15 protein-coding genes are annotated in these 18,575 nt (G+C 67.4%); 1 reads left to right on the top strand and 14 read right to left on the bottom strand.

All coding sequences use genetic code 11. The features are described from left to right. Nucleotides 1-123: 123 nt before the first annotated feature. Complete coding sequence (locus AGI3411_RS06685) at nucleotides 124-1,059, top strand: glycosyltransferase family 2 protein (protein ID WP_129526606.1); 936 nt, start codon at nucleotides 124-126, stop codon at nucleotides 1,057-1,059. Nucleotides 1,060-1,225: 166 nt separating this feature from the next. On the opposite strand, the gene AGI3411_RS06680 is transcribed toward AGI3411_RS06685, so the two are convergent. From AGI3411_RS06680 to AGI3411_RS06615, 14 genes are all read right to left on the bottom strand, one after another. Beyond that, complete coding sequence (locus AGI3411_RS06680; protein ID WP_129526605.1) at nucleotides 1,226-1,963, bottom strand: ABC transporter ATP-binding protein; 738 nt, start codon at nucleotides 1,961-1,963, stop codon at nucleotides 1,226-1,228. Beyond that, complete coding sequence (locus AGI3411_RS06675) at nucleotides 1,964-3,757, bottom strand: branched-chain amino acid ABC transporter ATP-binding protein/permease (protein ID WP_129526604.1); 1,794 nt, start codon at nucleotides 3,755-3,757, stop codon at nucleotides 1,964-1,966. Next, entirely contained in the window at nucleotides 3,754-4,794 is a 1,041-nt protein-coding gene (locus tag AGI3411_RS06670) for a branched-chain amino acid ABC transporter permease (protein ID WP_129526603.1), read from the bottom strand. Before AGI3411_RS06670 ends, AGI3411_RS06675 begins: the two co-directional genes overlap by 4 nt. A gap of 154 nt (nucleotides 4,795-4,948) precedes the next feature. Continuing rightward, nucleotides 4,949-6,097, bottom strand: coding sequence for an ABC transporter substrate-binding protein (locus AGI3411_RS06665; RefSeq protein ID WP_129526602.1), 1,149 nt, complete (start codon nucleotides 6,095-6,097; stop codon nucleotides 4,949-4,951). 174 nt (nucleotides 6,098-6,271) lie between these two features. Beyond that, nucleotides 6,272-7,000: an SDR family NAD(P)-dependent oxidoreductase gene (locus tag AGI3411_RS06660; protein WP_129526601.1), complete on the bottom strand. Its 729-nt coding sequence runs from the start codon at nucleotides 6,998-7,000 to the stop codon at nucleotides 6,272-6,274. Nucleotides 7,001-7,032: 32 nt separating this feature from the next. Continuing rightward, a complete protein-coding gene (locus AGI3411_RS06655; RefSeq protein ID WP_013391690.1) occupies nucleotides 7,033-7,818 on the bottom strand; it encodes a cyclase family protein in 786 nt (261 codons plus the stop codon). 45 nt (nucleotides 7,819-7,863) lie between these two features. Then, entirely contained in the window at nucleotides 7,864-9,105 is a 1,242-nt protein-coding gene (locus tag AGI3411_RS06650) for an SDR family NAD(P)-dependent oxidoreductase (protein WP_129526600.1), read from the bottom strand. Beyond that, entirely contained in the window at nucleotides 9,102-10,268 is a 1,167-nt protein-coding gene (locus AGI3411_RS06645) for a thiolase family protein (protein WP_129526599.1), read from the bottom strand. The genes AGI3411_RS06650 and AGI3411_RS06645 overlap by 4 nt, the downstream gene beginning before the upstream one ends. Beyond that, a complete protein-coding gene (locus AGI3411_RS06640; protein WP_129526598.1) occupies nucleotides 10,265-11,899 on the bottom strand; it encodes an AMP-binding protein in 1,635 nt (544 codons plus the stop codon). Before AGI3411_RS06640 ends, AGI3411_RS06645 begins: the two co-directional genes overlap by 4 nt. 9 nt (nucleotides 11,900-11,908) lie before the next feature. After that, nucleotides 11,909-12,400: an aromatic-ring-hydroxylating dioxygenase subunit beta gene (locus AGI3411_RS06635; protein WP_129526597.1), complete on the bottom strand. Its 492-nt coding sequence runs from the start codon at nucleotides 12,398-12,400 to the stop codon at nucleotides 11,909-11,911. After that, nucleotides 12,397-13,716 (bottom strand): aromatic ring-hydroxylating dioxygenase subunit alpha, encoded by a 1,320-nt coding sequence (locus AGI3411_RS06630; RefSeq protein ID WP_129526596.1) that lies wholly within the window; start codon nucleotides 13,714-13,716, stop codon nucleotides 12,397-12,399. The genes AGI3411_RS06635 and AGI3411_RS06630 overlap by 4 nt, the downstream gene beginning before the upstream one ends. 23 nt (nucleotides 13,717-13,739) lie before the next feature. Then, the gene (locus AGI3411_RS06625; RefSeq protein ID WP_129526595.1) at nucleotides 13,740-14,717 is read right to left on the bottom strand and encodes a PDR/VanB family oxidoreductase; all 978 of its coding nucleotides are present in this window, start codon (nucleotides 14,715-14,717) and stop codon (nucleotides 13,740-13,742) included. Nucleotides 14,718-14,743: 26 nt separating this feature from the next. Next, nucleotides 14,744-16,288 carry an indolepyruvate oxidoreductase subunit beta family protein gene (locus AGI3411_RS06620; protein WP_129526594.1) on the bottom strand — a complete coding sequence of 515 codons (1,545 nt, stop codon included), beginning with the start codon at nucleotides 16,286-16,288 and terminating at the stop codon, nucleotides 14,744-14,746. Nucleotides 16,289-16,317: 29 nt separating this feature from the next. After that, complete coding sequence (locus AGI3411_RS06615) at nucleotides 16,318-18,540, bottom strand: indolepyruvate ferredoxin oxidoreductase subunit alpha (RefSeq protein ID WP_129526593.1); 2,223 nt, start codon at nucleotides 18,538-18,540, stop codon at nucleotides 16,318-16,320. Between the last annotated feature and the right edge of the window lie 35 nt (nucleotides 18,541-18,575).

Raw genomic sequence — 18,575 nt, 5'->3', positions numbered from 1 at the left:
TTGATTGCAAATTCGAATGCCGCGGCCTCTGTTCGCGCAGGCATATCCCCTACACTTCAGGCGAGTACACAAAAACCAAGACCGCAGCGGTTGCATGAGGAATCGCAAAGGGGCACAGTGGGCATGACCGACACGCCAACATTTTTTACCGTTCTGACGCCCACCTATAATCGGGCGGGTACGCTGCACAGGGTATATGAGTCGCTTTCCCGGCAGACTTTCCGGGGTTTCGAATGGGTCGTGGTGGACGATGGATCCACCGACAACACTCACGAATCCATCCTGGGTTGGCAGGCGCGTGCCGATTTTCCGATCCGCTATTTCTGGCAGAACAACCAGCACAAGAAAACGGCGTTCAACCGCGGCGTGCGCGAAGCGCGCGGCAAGCTGATCGTCGGGCTGGACAGCGACGACGAGATGCCCCCCGACGCGCTTGCCATTTTCAAGGACGCCTGGGACAGCATCCCGCCCGCCCGCCGCGAATCGTACGTCGCCGTCACGGGTCTGTGCGCGCGTCCCGACGGCAGCATCGTCGGCGACCGCTATCCGCAAGACGTGTTCGACAGCACCGCGGTGGACGTCTATTTCCGTTACCGCATCAAGGGCGAGAAATTCGGCTGTATGCGCGCCGATATCCTCAGGACCTATCCCTTCCCCGAGGACGTGGCGGGTTTCGTGCCCGAAAGCTTGGTGTGGTGGGCGATCGCGCGCGCCGGCTACCTCAGCCGCTTCATCAACCGCGTCGTGCGCACGTACCACGACACGCCCGGCAGTTTGAGCCAGGGCGCGGTATCCGCCGCCAACAACGCCCAGGGCCTGTACCTGCTGGCCTGGGACATGCTGCAGCACCACCTGGAATTCTTCCGCTACCGGCCGCGCGAATTCATCATGGCCGCCGCGCGCTACACGCGCTTCCGCCTGCACCTGAAGCACTCCGGCGTCCCGACGGCGGTCCAGGCCTACCGCCTGAGCAATCCGGTCGCCAGGTTCATGGTGGCGGCGATGTGGCCGCTGGGTTATGCGCTGTATCGCCGGGACAGACGGCGTGGCGTAGCTTAATACTCTGCGTGTCTGACACCCTTACGAGACGGCCTGCCAGGCAAAAACAACCTCCCCGGGTGTCTGACACACCAGCTGAATCTAAAAACAGTGTCAGACACCCGGCAAGACCGTCTCAGATTCGCTGCACCATCGCGTACGGGTGTCAGACATTAAGCCAGGCGCCCTACGCACTTCCTCCGTGCCCCAGTCCCAGGTACACCTCCACCACGCGCGGATCTTCCGCCACTTGCGCGGCGGGCCCTTCCAGCGTGACCGCGCCCGTTTCCAGCACGTAGGCGTAGTCGGCCACCTGCAGCGCGGCGCGCGCGTTCTGCTCGATCAGCAGGATCGATACGCCCATTTCCCGCAAGCGCGCCACGATGCGGAACACTTCGCGCACGATGCGGGGCGCCAGCCCCAGGCTGGGTTCGTCCAGCATCAGCAGCCGCGGCTTGGCCATCAGCGCGCGGCCCACCGCCAGCATCTGGCGTTCGCCGCCGGACAGCGTGCCCGCCAGCTGCGCGTGGCGCTCCTTCAGACGGGGGAACAGTTCATAGACTTCGGCCAGCGTTGCGTCCTGGTCGCGCAGCCCGTTGCGGTAGCGGTGGAACGCGCCCAGCATCAGGTTGTCCTCGACCGTCATCTCGGCGAAGAGCTCGCGCTTCTCGGGCACCAGGTTCATGCCGGCGGCCACCATTTCCTCGATCTCGGCATGCGCCTGCCGTTTGCCGCCGAACACGATCTCGCCGCTTGACGGCAGCACGCCCATGATCGCCGACAGCAGCGTCGTCTTGCCCGCGCCGTTGGGGCCTATCACCGTGACGATCTGGCCTTCGCCCACAGCCAGGCTGACGCCCGAGACGGCCTCGACCTTGTCGTAGGCCACGTGCAGGCCGCGCACTTCCAGCAGTTTCGCGCTCATCTATTCCACTCCGCCCAGATAGGCTTCAAGCACCGCGGGGTTGTGCTGGATCTCGGCGGGCAGGCCCTCGGCGATCTTCTCGCCGAAATCCATGACCACGACGCGGTCCACCAGCCCCATCACGAAATCCATGTCGTGTTCGACCAGCAGGATGGCCATGCCTTCGGCGCGCAGCTTCTTCAGCAGGTCCGCCAGCTCGCACTTTTCCTGGTAGCGCAATCCGGCCGCCGGTTCATCGAGCAGCAGGATGCACGGGTCGGACGCCAGCGCGCGCGCGATCTCCAGGATGCGTTGCTGGCCCAGGGCGAGGGAACCCGCGTCGTCGTGCAGGTGCTTGCCCAGACCCACGCGCTCGACCTGCCGCGCGGCCTCGGCCAGCAGGCGCGCTTCTTCCGCGCGGTCCAGCCGCCAGGCGGCCGGCATCACGCCGCGGTGGCCGCGCAGGTGCGCGCCGATCGCAACATTCTCCAGCACGCTCATGCGGCCCAGCAGCCGCACGTGCTGGAAGGTGCGCGACAGGCCGAGCCGCGCGATCCTGCGCGCGCCCGCCCCGGCCACGGACTGGCCCAGCAGCGTGACTTGGCCCGAGGTCGGCGTGTCCACACCGGAAATCTGGTTGAACATTGTGCTCTTGCCCGCGCCGTTGGGGCCGATGAGGGCGAGAATCTCGCCCGCCCGGATTTCCAGGTTCATAGCGTTGTTGGCGACCAGGCCGCCGAACTTGCGGGTCACGTCCACGGCCTTGAGCACCACTTCGCCACGCGGCGGCATGGGCTTGCGGGGCAGGGGCTCGGCATCCATGTCCAGCTTGCGCACCTGCTTCTTCAGCGGAACGCAGCGGGTCAGCACCGGCCACAGGCCGCTGCGGGCGCGATGCAGCAGCAGCACCATGCCGAAGCCGAAGACGATAACCTCGAAGTTGCCCGTCTGGCCCAGCAGCCGCGGCATCCAGTCCTGCAGCCATTGCTTGAGCACCGTGAATACGCCCGCGCCCACCAGCGCGCCCCAGACCTGCCCCGCGCCGCCGATGACGGTCATGAACAGGTATTCGATGCCCATCTGCAGGCCGAACGGGTTGGGATTCACGAAGCGCTGCATGTGCGCGTAAAGCCAGCCGGAGGCGCAGGCCTGCAGCGCGGCGATGATGAAGATCACCATGCGCGAGCGGGCCGTGTCCACGCCCATCGACTCCGCCATCACGCGGCCGCCCTTGAGCGCGCGGATGGCGCGGCCCTCGCGCGAGTCCAGCAGGTTCTGTGTCGACCACACCGCCGTCAGCAGGAAGGCCCAGATCAGGTAGTAGATGCTGTCGCCCTGGGTCAGCGGCCAGCCGAACAGGTTGATGGCGGGAATGTCCGGAATGCCGGTGTGGCCGCCCAGGCCTTCGACGGAACCGAAGACGAAGTAGAGCGACAGGCCCCAGGCGATGGTGCCCAGCGGCAGGAAGTGGCCGGACAGTTTCAGCGTGATCGCGCCCAGCAGGTAGGCGATCGCCAGTGTCAGCGCCAGCCCGGCCAGCAGCGTCAGCCAGGGCGAGGCGCCCAGCCACGCCAGCCATGACGGCAGGGTGTCGGCGCGAGTGGTGAGCAGCGCCGTCGTGTAAGCGCCCACGCCAACGAAGGCGGCCTGCCCGAAGCTCGTCAGGCCGCCCACGCCGGTCAGCAGCACCAGGCCCAGCGCCACCATGGCGTACAGGCCGATATAGTTCAGCAGCGTGACGTAGAAAGGCGGCAGGGCCAGCGGGGCCAGCGCCAGCAACGCCAGGAATGCGAAGAGGATGTGGCGCGGATTCATTCGTCTTCTTCCTCGACGTGATGGCTTTTCAGTGAACGCCAGAGCAGCACGGGAATGATCAGCGTGAACACGATGATTTCTTTGTAGGCGCTGGCCCAGAACGAGGAAAAGGCTTCGATCAGGCCCACCAGGATGGCGCCGGCCGCGGCCAGCGGATAGCTCACCAGGCCGCCGATGATGGCGCCCACGAAGCCTTTCAGGCTGACCATGAAGCCGGAGTCGAAGTACATGGTGGTGATGGGGGCGATGAGAATACCCGACACCGTGCCGATCAGCGCGGCCAGGAAGAACGTGGCCTTGCCCGCGAAGATCGGCGAGATGCCCATCAGCCGGGCGCCCAGGCGGTTGAAGGCGGCGGCGCGCAGCGCCTTGCCGTACATGGAGCGTTCGAAGAACAGGTAAAGCACGATGATGAGCAGGGCGGACACGGCGACCACCCACAACGCCTGGCTGTTCACGTTGAGCGGCCCCAGCGTGAGGCTCGCGTCGTTGAACGGCGCGGTGCGGGCGCCCTCCGCGCCGAAGGCGAGCAGCCCCAGCCCGACCAGCGCCAGATGCACGGCGATGGATACGATCAGCAGCACCAGGGTCGAGGCCGACGCGATGGGCTGGTAGAACAGGCGATACAGCTGCGGCCCCATGGGCACGACCAGCAGTAGCGTCAGCAGCGCCTGCGCCGCCATGGGCAACTGGGCCAGCGGCACGCGGTAGATCAGCGCCGCCAGAATCAGCGGATAGGCCAGCTTGGCGGCCATGCGCCAGAGGCCGCTGCCACGGCCGGGCCGCTTGCGGCGGGCCATCAGGTCGGCGGCGGCCTCGGCCACCGCGAAGGCGAACAGCAGCCACACCAGCAGCACGGGCTTGCCGGCCTGGAGCGCGGCCATGGTGAGCGCACCGAACGCTACGAATTCTCCCTGGGGGATGAACAGCACGCGGGTAACGGTAAACACAAGCAGGATGGACAAGGCCAGCAGCGCGTAGATGGCGCCATTAGTGATGCCGTCCTGTCCAAGTATCAGGGCAATCTGAGCATTCATTAGAACTTCCGGATAGAACAGACAAACATGGCAGATACCTCATCTCCGCTTGAGCGCCTCCCCATCGGGATGCCGCGGAGCCGGCTTTGCCGGTCCGCAGGCATGCCCCCCTGGGGGGAAGCGCGTCAGCGCTTCGGGGGGGGGCAAAACCTTTCTACTTCACCAGCGTCCAGTTGCCGTCCTTGACGGTGATGAGTTCGCGGCCGCGGTCGTCGAAGCCGCTGTGGTCGGCGGCCGACATGTTGTAGACGCCTTGCGTGCCGACGAGCTCCTTGGTCTGTTCGAGCGCATCGCGCAGCGCGCTGCGGAACTCCTTGGTGCCCGGCTTGCCGGCCTTCTCGGCCAGCGGCACGGCCTTTTCCAGCAGCAGGCCGGCGTCGAAGACATTGGCGCCGAAGGTGGCGGGCCTGGAGCCGTTGAGCTTTTCGTAGGCGGCGATGTAGTCGGACGCGACCTTCTTGGAGGGGTTGCTGTCGGGCATTTCCGGCAGCACCAGCATCAGGCTGGCGGCCAGCACAGTGCCTTCGACCTTCTTGCCGCCCAGCTTCAGGAAGTCGGGCAGGGCCGCGCCGTGGGTCTGGTAGAACTTGCCCTTGTAGCCCTGGTCGTACAGGGTCGTCTGCGGCAGCACGCTGGCGGCGCCCGGGGCGGCGACCAGCACGGCGTCCGGCTTGGCGGCCAGGATCTTCAAGGCCTGGCCCGTGACCGAGCTGTCGAAGCGCAGGTAGCGTTCGTTGGCGGTGATCTTGATGCCCTTTTCGGCGACCAGGCCGGAGAAGACCTTGTACCAGTTCTCGCCATAGGGATCGTTCAGGCCGATGAAGCCGACCGTCTTGATGCCGGACTTGGCCATGTGGTCGACCAGCGCGCGGGCGATGATGTCGTCGTTCTGGGTGGTCTTGAACACCCATTTCTTCTGGTCGTTCATGGGCAGCACGACGGCGGCGGTGCCCACCGGCGCCAGCATCGGCACGCCGGCCTCGGCCGCGAACTGGATCACGCCCATGGCGTTGGGCGAGCCCGACGGGCCGATCAGCGCGTCCACGTTTTGCTCGGAGATCAGTTTCTTGAAGGCCGTGACTGAGTTGGTGGAATCGCTGGCGTCGTCCAGCGAGATGTATTCCACCGTGAGGTCGCCGATTTTCTTGGGCAGCAGCGGCACGGTGTTCTTCTGGGGAATGCCGACCAGCGCCGTGGGGCCGGTGGACGAGGTGACGACGCCGACTTTGACTTGCGCCAGGGCGGGCAGCGCGAACAGCGCGGCTACCGCGGCGGCGGCCAGGGGGAGTTTCTTCGACAGCATGGCAAAACCTCCGGATAGGGAGCAGGGTGGGAGTGCGGCTGGAAAACGGAGAAAACAGGGACTGCTGGAATTACTTGTTGCTTAAAGTTTCTCTGGGCAGGCTCAGCACTGTAGACCGCGTGGCAGTGCTTACCTATCCGTCAAAACCCGAAGCGGCGCTCCGGGAACGCGCGTTCAGATGGTGATGGAACTGACGCTGGCGCCGCCGCAGACGAACAGGGTCTGTCCGGTGACGAAGCTGTTGGCGGGATCCGCAAAGAACATGACGGCGCGCGCCACGTCGTCGGAACGGCCCAGGCGCTTGACCGGAATGCCCGCGGCCAGTTGTTTCTCGCGTTCGCTGCCGGGCTCGATCACCTCGTAGAACATATCGGTCTGGATCGGGCCCGGCGCCACCACGTTGACGGTGATGCCATAGGGCGCCAGTTCCAGCGACCAGGTGCGCGCCATGCCCACCATGCCGGCCTTGGTGGCCGAATAGGCGGTGCGGGTGGGCAGGCCCAGCGCGCCGCGGGAGGACATCAACACGATGCGGCCGAACTGGCGTTCCTGCATGCCCGGCAGGGCGGACTGCACCAGGCTGATCGCCGCGCCCAGGTGGATCTGCGTCAGGCCGTGCAGCTCCTCCTGCGTGACTTGCGGCAGCAGGTTGGGCCAGATGACGCCGGCGTTGTGGATCACGTGGCTGATGGAAAACTTGGCCGCCGCTTCAGCGCCCGCCTGGGCGGTGGCTTCGGCGTCCAGCAGGTCCACCTGCATGTTGTGCAGACGCGGATGGCTGAAGTCGGCCGTGCGGCGCGCCATGGAAATCACGTCGTAGCCTGCGTCCAGCATGCTGCGGCAGATTTCCGCGCCGATGCCGGCGCTGCCACCGGTCACGATAGCGACGTTGGAGTGCGTCATGGATATCCCCCTGTTGTTGTCGTGAGGCCGGCTCAGGCCTTGGGCGCCAGCGCCAGCACGCGCAGCGGACTGCCCGAGCCGCTGCGGATCTTGAGCGGCGCCGAGAAGATCACCGCGCCGGTGGGCGGCAACTGGTCCAGGTTGGTCATGCATTGCAGGCCGTAGCGGTTGTTGCCGTGCATGTAGTAGTGGCAGGGATAGGGGGGATCCAGGTGCTGCGCCTGGCCCGCGTCGGTGCCGACCGACTCGGTGCCGAAGCCGTGCACGTCGCGTTCCTTGATCAGCCAGGGCACCACTTCCGCGTCCGGGCCGGGCGAGTGCGCGCCGTCTTCCTGCAGGTTCAGGTAGTCGGCGGGCTTGGCGCGCTTGGACCAGTCGGTACGCATCAGCACCCAGGAACGCGCGGGGATGCGGCCGTGCCGTTCTTCCCATTTCTTCACGAAGTCGATGGTCAGCAGGAAGTCGGGGTTGTCGCGCGACTCGGCCGAGCAGTCGATGACGCAGGCGCTGGCGATGAAGGCCTCCACCGGTATGGTGTCCACCGTGTTGTCCGGCTGGTCCTTGCCCGTGACCCAGTGGGCCGGCGCGTCGAAGTGGGTGCCGGTGTGCTCGGAGCACGAGAAGTTGTTCCAGTACCAGGCGGGGCCGCGCTCGTCGTAGCGCGAGATCTCCTCGATGCGGAACGGCCAGGCCTGGCCGAATTCCGGCGGCAGCACGATGGTGGGGAATTCCGGCGTCAGCGTTTCGGTCAGGTCCACCACGCGGATGCGGCCGGACATCAGTTCGGCCATGAATTGGGCAAGAATGTTTTGGCTCATGTGCTGTTCCTCTAGGTTCGTGCGTTGTCGGGGCAGGGAGGGCGGTCAGGCTCCCAGCTCCCGTTCCAGTCCCTTGGGGTTCTCCGCCAGCCGGGCGCGGAATTCCTGCGCGACATCGCCGACGTATGCGTCTTCGATGCCTTCCTTCAGCGCGCGCACGATGGCGCCGGCGATCGCCGCGGGCGCCACGCGCGGGGGCGGCGTGCGCTGTTCCCATTCGTGGTCCACCGGCCCGGGGAACACGTTCACCACTCGCACGCCCGCGCCGCGCATCTCGGCGCGCAGGCACTGCGCCAGGGATAGCGCGGCCGCCTTGGACGCCGACCACATGCCGCGCGACGGCAGGTTCATGTGGGCGTAGATGGACAGCACGTTGACCCAGGCCGTGGCGCTATTCACGCCGTCTGCGGCGCGCCCGCACAGGGCCGGGCCGAAGCTCTGGGCCAGGCGCATCAGCCCCAGCACGTTCACGTCCAGGGCGTCGCGCGCCGTGTTGACGTCCTTGCGGTTCAGCAAGCCGCCTTCGCGCTCCTGGTCAGCGGTGTTCACCAGGATCTCGACCTTGCCGCCGATGGAGGCGGCTACCCGCTCGACCGAATCGGTATCGGTCACGTCCAGCACTACCGTCTGTACACGCGCATCGGCCGCCAGCGCATCGAAGGCGGCGTCCCGTTTCCAGGCTTGCGGGTCGCCCAGGAACACGGTCGGGCAGCCTGCGTCCAGCAGGGCGCGCGCCACGGCCTGGCCCACTGCCGATTTGCCGTCGGTGACGAGCGCGCGGCGGAACTTCGGATCGCACGAGGTTTCGCGCAGGGTCTTATCGTCTTCCATGTTCGGAGTGTTCCTTTCAGGCAGGGCGATCATCACGGCCTGGCCGCTGCGGTCCAGCTTCAGCGTCAGGCGCACGCGGTCGCCGTCCACGCAGTCCTGGTGCACATGCGCCACGACCGAGGGGCCGGCCGTCATGCGCACCGTGCCCACGCGCCAGGGCAGGCGTTCGCGGAAATACAGGTCGTTGCTGTGGTGCAGGGTGGTGCTGACCAGCAGCACGCCGCTGGGATCGGCCGGGCGCCAGGGTAGATGTTCGGACAGGCAATGGCCGCAGACTTCGCGGGGGGGATATTGGACCGCGCCGCAATCGGCGCAGGTCTGCAGGTCGAAGCGGCCTTCTGCCGCGGCGGCGGTCAGCCCCAGCGCGCTGCGGCTGCGCCAGCCCGGCGGCAGCGTCGGCTGGCGGGTGCGGGCGATCGGATTCTTGCGGGGCGGCTTGGCCAAGGGTTCGGTCATGCGTGGCTCCCCAGGATGGCCGCGGCCGTACACAGTCCGCGGTCGTAATTGATCATGCCGAAGCCGCTCACCATGCCGAGGCGGGCGCCGGCCACCTGCGTGCCGCCGGCCGTGCCGCTCAACTGGCGCAGCGCTTCGACCATGCCCAGGTAGCCGCCGGAGGCGCCGGCCTGGCCCACCGACAGCTGGCCGCCATTGGTGTTGAAGGGAAAGCTGCCGTCCACGGTGAAGCTGTGGCTGCGCACGAAATCCGGCGCTTCGCCCTTCGGGCAAAAGCCCAGGTCTTCGATCTGCATCAGGTTGATGACGGGGTAGTCGTCGTAGGCCTGCAGGAAATCCATGTCGCCAGGTTGGACGCCGGCCTGGCCGTAGAGCTCATCCAGGTCCACAGTCCAGCCGCCGCGCGTCTGGATCGGATCCTCGATCCAGGCGTTGTGGCGTTCGATGGTGGAGAGGATGCGGGCGTAGGGCAGGTTCAGCGCGCGGGCCCGTTCTTCGCTCATGACCAAGAAGCCGTCGGAGCCGGCGCAGGGCATCACGCAATCGAACAGGTGGATCGGGTCAGTGATGACGCGGGCATCCAGGTACTGCGCCAGGGTCAGCGGCTTTTTCATCAGTGCGTGCGGATAGCGCAGGGCGTTGTCGCGCTGCGCCACGCACAGCTTGCCGAAGTCCTCGCGGGTGGCGCCGGTCGCGCGCATGTAATTGGCGGTCAACAGCGCGAAGCTGGCGTTGGGACCGCCCGCGCCATAGGGATAGACCGCGTCCTGCGCGAAGCGCGAGAACTGGCTGACCGTGTTGCGGAACGAGTCGACGTGGTTGGTGTCGCCCGCGATGCACGCGACGATGCTGGCATCGCCCGCCTGCACGGCGCGGGCGGCGCGGCGCAGGGCCGCCACGCCGCTGGCCCCACCCATGGGGATGTGGTCGAGCCAGCGCGGGCTCATGCCCAGGTGCTGCACCAGGCCCACGGCCGTGTCGGGCGCCAGGGTGAAACTGGATACGCAGAGCCCGTCCACCTCGGTCTTGGCGATGCCGGCCTGGCGGATCAGCGCGCCCAGCGCCCGTCCCAGCCACCAATGGGCAGCGTGGGTCGAATAGCGTTCATAGGGAATGGTGACGGGCAAGGCCGCCACCACGCCGTCGTAGCCCAGGCGGCTCATCGCGTGGGCTCCTGGCGTTTCTTCATGTGGCCGGTGTCCACGCAGCGGGCCGTGCCGGGCAGCGTGGGCGCCAGGGCTTTCATTTCGCCGCGCTGGATCTTGTTGGTGGTGGTCAGCGGCAGGCTATCGACGAAGGCGACGTAGCCGGGCGCCTTGTAATACGCCAGCTGTTCCAGGCTCCATTGCACGATGCTGTGCGCGGCCTGCTCCATGGCGGCGCCTTCGGCCGGCAGGCTCTCGGGCACCACGCAGGCCAGCACCTCGTCGCCGCGCACCGCGTCGGGCACGGCGGCGACTGCCACGGCCTTGACCAGCGGGTGCTGCAGTAGCACGCTTTCCACTTCCACCGCGGAGATGTTCTCGCCGCTGCGGCGAATGACGTTCTTCTTGCGGTCCACGAAGCGCAGCGCGCCATCGGTTTCGCGGCGCACGATGTCGCCGGTATGGAACCAGCCGTCTTCCCAGGCTTGGGAAGTCGCGTCCTCGTCCTTGAGGTAGCCGGCGAAAAAGCCGTAGCGCGGGTCGCCGCCGGCGTGGCGCACCAGCAGTTCGCCCGGCTCGCCCGCGTCGGCTTCGGCGCCGGAATCGGCGACGATGCGCACCAGCACGTCGTCTTCCTCGCGGCCGAAGCAGCTGCTGCCGATGTGGCGCGGCTCCTGGTTGGCGATGATGACGGCGCCCGCGCCGGTCTCGGTCATGGCCCAGGCTTCCAGCAGCGGAAAGCCGAAGCGCTCTTCAAAGGGTTGGTGCAGCTTGCGGTCCACGCCGGCGCCGAAGCCGAAGCGGATGGCGGGTTGCCTGTCGCGGGCCGAGGGTTCGGCCTTCATCAGGATGGCGGGCATGACGCCCAGGTAGTGCAGCACCGTGGCGCCGGAGTCGCGCACGCTGTCCCACCAGGTCTTGGGATGGAAGCGGTCGAGCGGGATCAGGCAGCCGCCCGTCAGCACCATGGCCATGGCCGAGTAAGCCATGGCGTTCATGTGGACCAGCGGCAGCGGGGTCAGCATGCGTTCCTGGCCGGGGCGCAGGGCGGCCAGGCCGCCGATGCGCGCGTACCAGCCGCCCGCGTGCAGGAAGTAGCGGTTGGGCAGGATGCAGCCTTTGGGCCGGCCGGTCGTGCCGGACGTATAAAGCAGCGCGCACTCGGTCAGGATGCCGGGCTCCGCGCCCGCCAGGGGCGCTGCGAACGGGGCCGGCGGCGGCGTGCCGTCCGGGCCCATCACGCACAGTTCCCGGCCGGCGCGCTGCGCGGCCGCCAGCAGATCGCCATGGCGTTCGGGCAAAGCCACCGCTAGCGCGATCTCGGAGTGCCCCGTCAGGTATTCGAGTTCCGCCGCCCGCAGGTCGGGATTGATCGGCACCACGGACACGCCCAGCGCGTTCAGCGCGAACCAGTGGAGGAAGAACGCGGGGCGGTTCTCCAGCAGCAGCCCGGCGCGATGGCCGTGTCCGTAGCCGGCCTGGGCGTAGGCGGCGCGCAGCGTTTCGATGGCGTCGGCTGCCTGCGCGTAGCCCAGTTCGCCTGCGCCGATGCCGTAGGCCTGCGCCGTTTCCTGCAGGATGCAGAGGAAAGGCTGGTCGCCGTAGCGGGCAGCGGTGTCGCGGAATGCCTGATGGACCGTGGTGCTCACAAGCCGCTCCTACATGAACAATTGGATATTGCCGAAGGCCGCGTCGCAGTTGACGAGGTCCACGCGCTTCAAACGGATGCGCAAGGCGCCGTCCTGCTCCACCAGGTGGTGGGTGGCCCAGCCCGCGTACAGCGTCTGCGCGTCTTGCCGCGTTTCAACGTAATGGAAGGCGGTGCGCACCACGTGGCGGCCTTCGGCGGGGGCGGCTTCGAGATGGCCGTGTTCCACCGTGGGGGCCTGCAGCAGGTGATGGCAGCGGCTCTTGGGCTGCTGCGAGAACGTGCGTTGGCCGGCCAGCCGCTCCACGCGCACGCGCAGCAGCAGCTTGTCCTCGTACATGAGCGAGGCGTGCAGCTTGGGGTCGGTCTGGCCATGGGCCAGCGGCATCCAGTAATAGCCGTCGTCGGTGTACAGGTTCAGCCAGTCCTCGAAGCGCTGCTCGTCCAGCAGGCGCGCCTCGGCGTAGACAAAATCGATCAACTCGCGGTCGCTTGCGCTCATACCGACTCCGGTCCGGTCATGTAGCGGCCCCATGCGCGGTACTGGTTGCGCATCTGCCATTCATTGGTGCCATTGGTGGCGACGTTCTTCTGGCCGACCTCGTCGGGCGAGTACAGCCGGCCCACGTTGACCCAGTCCCGCGCGCGCGATTGCAGGCCGTCCTGCGCGCGTTCGTACATTTCCAGATCGTCGTGCCCCACCACCGAGGTCGGCGCGTTGATCAGGCGGTTGTACATGAGCGTGCGCTCCAGCAGCAGGTCGGGCGCGCCCACCAGGCGGAAGGTCCAGGATTCCACCAGCGTGCGGTCGGCGGCGATGGGCTTGAAGACGCGCAGCGTCTGGATCGGACCCTTGACCATGATGTTGGGGAAGTACACGGTGTTGTGGCGCACGTCGCCCAGGATCTGCTTGGCGCGGTCCTCGCCGTAGGCCGCGACCATGGAATCCCAGTAGCCCGGAATGCCGGAGTACGAGGCATGGATGGAGTCCGATACGCCGGTATGGCCATGGCCGTTCTCCCACACGCGGATGCCCATGTTCTCGAAGAACTCGTAGGGGGAAATGAACGGCGCGAATAGTTCCACGGCCATGGGCTTGGGCGTGCCTTCCGGCGCCTGTTCCCAGACCTTCACGGCCGTGCCTGCCGACGACTCGTGCGCCACCATCGGGTGGCAGGTGTCGGTCTGGTTGTCGACCAGCATCTTCCAGTTGCAGCGGTGCATGTAGCGCAGCACGCCGCCCGCCACTTCGAGCCGGCCTTCGGGCGAGCGGTCCACCATGTTGTCCAGGGTGGACAGCGATTCGCCGAAGAACTCCTCGAAGGACTGGCCTTCCGGGTTCAGCCGGCAGAAGACGAAGCCGCGATGGTTCCTGACGTCCTTCACGGCGGCCATGCCCTGGCTGGCTTCGCAGTTTTCCAGGCCGGTGTTCTCGTAGCCTTTCTTCAGGGGGATCGACAGCAGGCTGCCGTCCGTCTTGAACGTCCAGGCATGGTAGGGACAGCGGAAGAACTTGCCGGTGTTGCCGCAGGCGTCGCCCGCGACCATCGTGCCCTTGTGCGGACAGCGGTTGTGCAGCACGCGCACGCTCTTGTCGCTGTGGCGCACCATCACCACGGGCTGGTTGCCGACCGTGGTGGTGATGTAGTCGCCGGCGTTCGGCACCTGGCTGTCGTGGCCGACGTAGACCCAGGTGTTGGCGTACAGGCGTTCCATTTCCAGGTCGAACAGTTCCTGGTCGACGAACAGGTCTTTGTGCACCTCGGTGTCGCGCAGCAGGGAACGAATGGCGTCGGGGTTGTCGCGGTATTTGGCCATGGTGGGGCTTCCTTGCGTCGGGGCTACAGGTCCAGCACCAGGCGCGCCGATTTTGCGCGCGAGATGCAGATCTGGATGATCTTGCCGCTGGCCTTCTCGGTGTCCGAGAGGTAGTAGTCGCGGTGGTCGGGTTCGCCTTCCAGCACCGTGGCCTGGCAGACGCCGCATTCGCCGCGCTTGCAGTCGTACATCGGATCGCAGCCTTCCTCTTCCATCACGTCGATGATGGTCTTGTCGGCGGGGATGGTCAGCACCCGACCGGACTGGCGCAGCTCGACCTCGAACGGCTGGTCGCCGGCCTGCGGGGCGGCCGTGGCGAACAGCTCGAAATGGATGTGGGCGTCGGGCCAATGGCGGGCCCGGGCCTCGTGGATGACCGCGTCGATCAGGCCCTTGGGGCCGCACACGTACAGGTGCTGGCGCGGCGACGCCGAGTCCAGCAGCGCCAGCAGGTCGAAGCGGCAGGAAGCATCGTCGTCGGCGTGCGTGCTGAGATCGCCGCCCGCCAGGGCTTCGAGTTCGGGCAGGAAGGCCAGCTGGTCTTTGCTCCGTCCGCAATAGTGCAAATGGAAGGCGCGGCCGGCGGATTTCAGGGCAGCGGCCATGGAGGCGACCGGCGTGATACCGATGCCGCCCGCGATCAACACCACGGGCTCGTCGCCAGCGGGCGATTCGTGCAGCGGAAAATCGTTCTTCGGGCCCTCGACCGTGAGGGTGTCGCCTTCGGCCAGCGCGTGCATGTAGCGCGACCCGCCCTGGCTGGATTCCTCCAGGCGCACGCCCAGCCGGTACTCGGCGGGCTGGGCGAACCGCCCCGCCTCGGGCGCAAGCTGCACCAGCGAATAGCAGCGCGGCTCGCGCTGCCCCGGCACCGATACCTTCAGATGCGCGCCCGGCCCGAAGGCGGGCAGGGCCGCGCCGTCCTCGCGCGCCAGCCGGAACGAGCGGATCAGCGGCGATTCCTGCCGGACTTCCCGAACGATGAGTTTCAATGTTTGCACGGCGTTTGTCCCTATCGGTGTTCGGCTCAGGCCGCCAGCTTTTCGGCCAACTGGCGTTCCATGGGCGCGCATTTCTCATTGGCCAGGGCGGTGTCGCGCAACGCGCGCAGCGTCGCGGCGGCGTCGGGCCGGCCGGCGAGTTGTTCCGCCGCGGCGATCAACTGGCGGTACTTGCCGCCGCCGCGCACGTGCGTGTCGCTGTAGCCCTTGACCAGGCGGCGGCAATTCACGGTTTCGACCGCCAGCGCGTAATCGCGCGGCGCCAGTTTGGCGATCAGGTCCAGCCATTGCCGCAGGCCGGCGGTCTCGATCTGGTGGCGCAGCGTGCTGCGGCGAAAGCGCCGCATGCCGGCCAGCGTGTACAGCATCAGGAAGCCGCCCAGCGTGCCGCTCTGCATGCGGCGGCCGCGGCCCAGGCGGCGCTCGACGAAGCCGCCGAAGGCCTTGGAGCTTTCCAGCCAGCGGCCCAGCCCGGCGGGCAGCGTGCCGCAGATTTCTTCCAGCCGCGGGTGCATGAATTCCGTCGTGTAGACCAGTTGGCCCGGGCGGGCGCCGACTTCCTGGCGCACGCGGTCGAAGCGCGAGCCGCGGGTCTTCAGGTCGGCGACGCGGATCACGTCGTCATAGGCCATGGCCGTGGCCACGTAGCGCGCGGCGGCGCAGGTCAGCGCCCATTGCCGGGCATCCCCGCCGTGCGCGGCGTCCAGGTCGCGGATCGCTTTCATGTGGCGCAGGTAGTCGCCGGCATAGGCCAGGTCCTGGAACTCGATCTGGCGGCGCACACCGGCGGCCAGCATGGGCTGCGCACAGGCGGGGAAGTCGCGCTTGATCGTGTCCAGCAGGGCTTGCGTTCTGGGGCTGGCGGCGACGTCGGGCACGGCCGGCACCGGCCGTTCCAGGTCAATGGGAGCGGGCTGGGCGGGCGCCTGGTCGGCCGATTCGAAGCCCAGGGCGAAGGCGCGCAGGCTGGCGTCCACGCCCAGGCCGGCGCGCCGCACGGTGGCTTCGTAGTCTTCTCGCGCGAAGGGCAGGGCGCCGCTGCCGGCCACCGCGCCGAACAGGCTGGCGCTGATGACGCTTCCGGCGCGGTCGGCCAGCGCCTGCAGGTCGAAACACAGAAAGCGCTTGGCCGCGGCGCGGCCCGCTTCCAGGACCTTGTTCGGGTCGGCGATGCCGTTGCCGGGTGCGGACTTTTCGCTGACCGCGTAGCTGCGGTGGGAAGAGGCCAGCAGCACCGTGCGCTCGGGCGTGACGAGGCCGCGCTGGATCGCGCGGCCGCCTTCCATCAGTTCGGCCGCCACCACCAGGTCCACGTCGCCGGGCGTGGGCATCAGCGCCAGCGCCGGCTGCCGTCCGGCGCGCTTCACGTCCGATTCAGGCAGCAGTTCCAGGTAGTAGATCGTGGCGCCGGTTCGTTGGGCCACGCCGGGCACCGAGGTGGTCTGCGCCCACCAGCCGGCATGCTCGGCCATGTCGACGATCCAGTCGGCCAGCACGCCGCCGCCCTGGCCGCCCATGGCCAGGATGGCGATCTTGATCGGGTTGCCTTGTTGCATAGCCACCGGTTTCATGAGGTGGGTGTCCTTAGTGTGTACGGGCCTCAGAGGGCGTTATGGGCCAGGCGGGCTGCGCGGCGCCGCTGGAGCAGGCCGATGACCGCTCCGCGCACGCGGGCCAGGAATCGGTCGCGGCCGGTGGGGTTGTGGACGACGTCGGCGCGGTAGAACGACGGGCACAGCACGGCGGCGTGGGCGACCTCGCCGCAGTTGCCGCAGCCGACGCAGCTGCTTTCCACGTGCGCGACCGGATCTTCCTTCAACGGGTCGCCGCTGTCCTTGACCGTCAGGGACGGGCAGCCCGACAGGCGGATACAGGCGTGGTCGCCCGTGCAGACGTCGGGATCCACGCCGAAGCGTTCCTTCACCGCGCGTTTGCCTTCCTTCACGGCCTTGTTGAACAGCGGTTTGATGCGGCGCTGCTTGTTCAGCATGCATTCCGACTGCGCGATGATGACCTTGGGGCCCTTGACGTCGGTGGTCAGCGCCTCTTCGAGGGTGGCGCGGACCCGCGCCACGTCATAGGTCCGATCCAGCGTGCGCACCCATTTCACGCCCACGCCGCGCACGGCCTGGTCGATGGGGTTGTTGGTCGACCGGTCCGGGTTCTCGGCGCGCGAGGACAGGATGTCCTGCCCGCCGGTGGCCGAGGCGTAGAAGTTGTCGACGATGACGATGACGCCGTCGTACTTGTTGAATACCGCGTTGCCGATGCCCGAGGCCAGCCCGTTGTGCCAGAAGCCGCCGTCGCCCATGATGGAAATGGGACGCTTGGCGGCGGGCACGTTGAAGGCGGCCGCGCTGGAGGCGCCCAGGCCGTAGCCCATGGTGGTGGCGCCAAGATTGAAGGGCGGCAGGATGGAAAACAGGTGGCAGCCGATGTCGCACGAGATGTGATGCTGGCCCAGCGTTTCCTGCGCCAGCGTCAGCGCCGAGAAGATCGGCCTTTCGGGACAGCCGGTACAGAAGCCCGCCGGCCGCGGTGGCACCACGGCCGCCAGGCCCTCCACGTGCTTGTGGAAGGTGATGGGCTGCTCGGCCGGGCGGGCGGGCTTGGGCCGCGCCAGTTCCGTGATTTCAAGCTGGCGCTCCACGGCCTGGGCGTCGGCCGTGGCGGCGGGATGCGTCTGCAGGGACTCGGGGCGCTGGCGCTTGAGGAATTCGCGCAGGCCGTCGCGCATGACCTGGGTGGTGTATTCGCCGGCCATGGGCAGGACATCTTTGCCGGACAGGTGCGTGCCGACGCCCGCGCGGCGCAGCACGGCGTGCAGGTTCTGCTCGATGTAGTCGGGCTGGCCTTCTTCGAGAAGCAGCACGGCGCGCTTGCCGCGGCAGAAATCGATGACCTCGTCTTCGATGACGGGATAGGTCACGTTCATGACGTACAGCGGGATGCGGCTATTGCCGAAGTTGTCCGCCAGGCCCAGCAATTGCAGCGCCCGGATGACGCCGTTGTACAGGCCGCCCTGCAGGATCAGTCCGATATCGTCCTGGTCGCCGTCGAAGGTTTCGTTGAGCTTGTGTTCTTTGATGTAGCGGATGGCCGCGGGCCAGCGTTCCTTGATCTTCTCCTGCTCGTGCAGGAAGGATGCGGGCGGCAGCACGATGCGGCTCGTATCGCGCGCGGGGCTCTCCAGGGCCTGGGACAGCGAGAAGGCCGGACGCTTGTTTTCCTTGGCGATGAAGCGGCCGTGCACGTGGCAGCCGCGGATGCGCAGCTGTAGCATGACGGGCGTCTTGCTGGCCTCGGACAGTTCGAAGCCGTCTTCCACCGCCTTGACCATGCTTTCGAGGTTGGGGCGGGGATCCAGCAGCCAGATCTGTGACTTCATGGCGAACGCGTGCGAGCGTTCCTGCATGATGGACGACCCTTCGCCGTAGTCTTCGCCCACGATGACCAGCGCGCCGCCGGTCACGCCGCCGGAGGACAGGTTGGCCAGGGCGTCGGACGCGACGTTGGTGCCCACGGTGGATTTCCAGGTGACCGCGCCGCGGATCGGATACATGACCGATGCCGCCAGAGTGGCCGCCGCCGTGGCTTCCGAGGCGCTGGCCTCGAAGTGCACGCCCAGATCCTGGAGGATGTCGTTGGCGTCGGCCAGCACGTCCATCAGGTGGGAGATCGGCGAGCCCTGGTAGCCCGCGACATAGCCCACGCCGGACTGCAGCAAGGCTTTCGTGACGGCGAGGATGCCCTCTCCGCGGAACTCTTCGCCCGCGCCGATGCGCAACTGCTGGACTTCTTTCTTGAAAGACCTTTCAGCCATCTAGAACTCCTTCCCGGCCCGGTCCGCGGGTCCTC

Origin of the sequence: Achromobacter agilis (assembly GCF_900496965.1) — a bacterium.
Taxonomy (GTDB): Bacteria; Pseudomonadota; Gammaproteobacteria; order Burkholderiales; family Burkholderiaceae_B; genus Achromobacter; species Achromobacter agilis.
This window is presented reverse-complemented; position numbering and strand designations above follow the sequence as displayed.

What these genes read in the sequence shown, in the direction of transcription:
- AGI3411_RS06665 (WP_129526602.1), bottom strand. Translation starts at nt 6,097, where the DNA reads ATGCTGTCGAAGAAACTCCCCCTGGCCGCCGCCGCGGTAGCCGCGCTG.
- AGI3411_RS06660 (WP_129526601.1), bottom strand. Translation starts at nt 7,000, where the DNA reads ATGACGCACTCCAACGTCGCTATCGTGACCGGTGGCAGCGCCGGCATC.
- AGI3411_RS06620 (WP_129526594.1), bottom strand. Translation starts at nt 16,288, where the DNA reads ATGAAACCGGTGGCTATGCAACAAGGCAACCCGATCAAGATCGCCATC.
- AGI3411_RS06685 (WP_129526606.1), top strand. Translation starts at nt 124, where the DNA reads ATGACCGACACGCCAACATTTTTTACCGTTCTGACGCCCACCTATAAT.
- AGI3411_RS06675 (WP_129526604.1), bottom strand. Translation starts at nt 3,757, where the DNA reads ATGAATCCGCGCCACATCCTCTTCGCATTCCTGGCGTTGCTGGCGCTG.
- AGI3411_RS06655 (WP_013391690.1), bottom strand. Translation starts at nt 7,818, where the DNA reads ATGAGCCAAAACATTCTTGCCCAATTCATGGCCGAACTGATGTCCGGC.
- AGI3411_RS06630 (WP_129526596.1), bottom strand. Translation starts at nt 13,716, where the DNA reads ATGGCCAAATACCGCGACAACCCCGACGCCATTCGTTCCCTGCTGCGC.
- AGI3411_RS06650 (WP_129526600.1), bottom strand. Translation starts at nt 9,105, where the DNA reads ATGACCGAACCCTTGGCCAAGCCGCCCCGCAAGAATCCGATCGCCCGC.
- AGI3411_RS06635 (WP_129526597.1), bottom strand. Translation starts at nt 12,400, where the DNA reads ATGAGCGCAAGCGACCGCGAGTTGATCGATTTTGTCTACGCCGAGGCG.
- AGI3411_RS06670 (WP_129526603.1), bottom strand. Translation starts at nt 4,794, where the DNA reads ATGAATGCTCAGATTGCCCTGATACTTGGACAGGACGGCATCACTAAT.
- AGI3411_RS06645 (WP_129526599.1), bottom strand. Translation starts at nt 10,268, where the DNA reads ATGAGCCGCCTGGGCTACGACGGCGTGGTGGCGGCCTTGCCCGTCACC.
- AGI3411_RS06680 (WP_129526605.1), bottom strand. Translation starts at nt 1,963, where the DNA reads ATGAGCGCGAAACTGCTGGAAGTGCGCGGCCTGCACGTGGCCTACGAC.
- AGI3411_RS06615 (WP_129526593.1), bottom strand. Translation starts at nt 18,540, where the DNA reads ATGGCTGAAAGGTCTTTCAAGAAAGAAGTCCAGCAGTTGCGCATCGGC.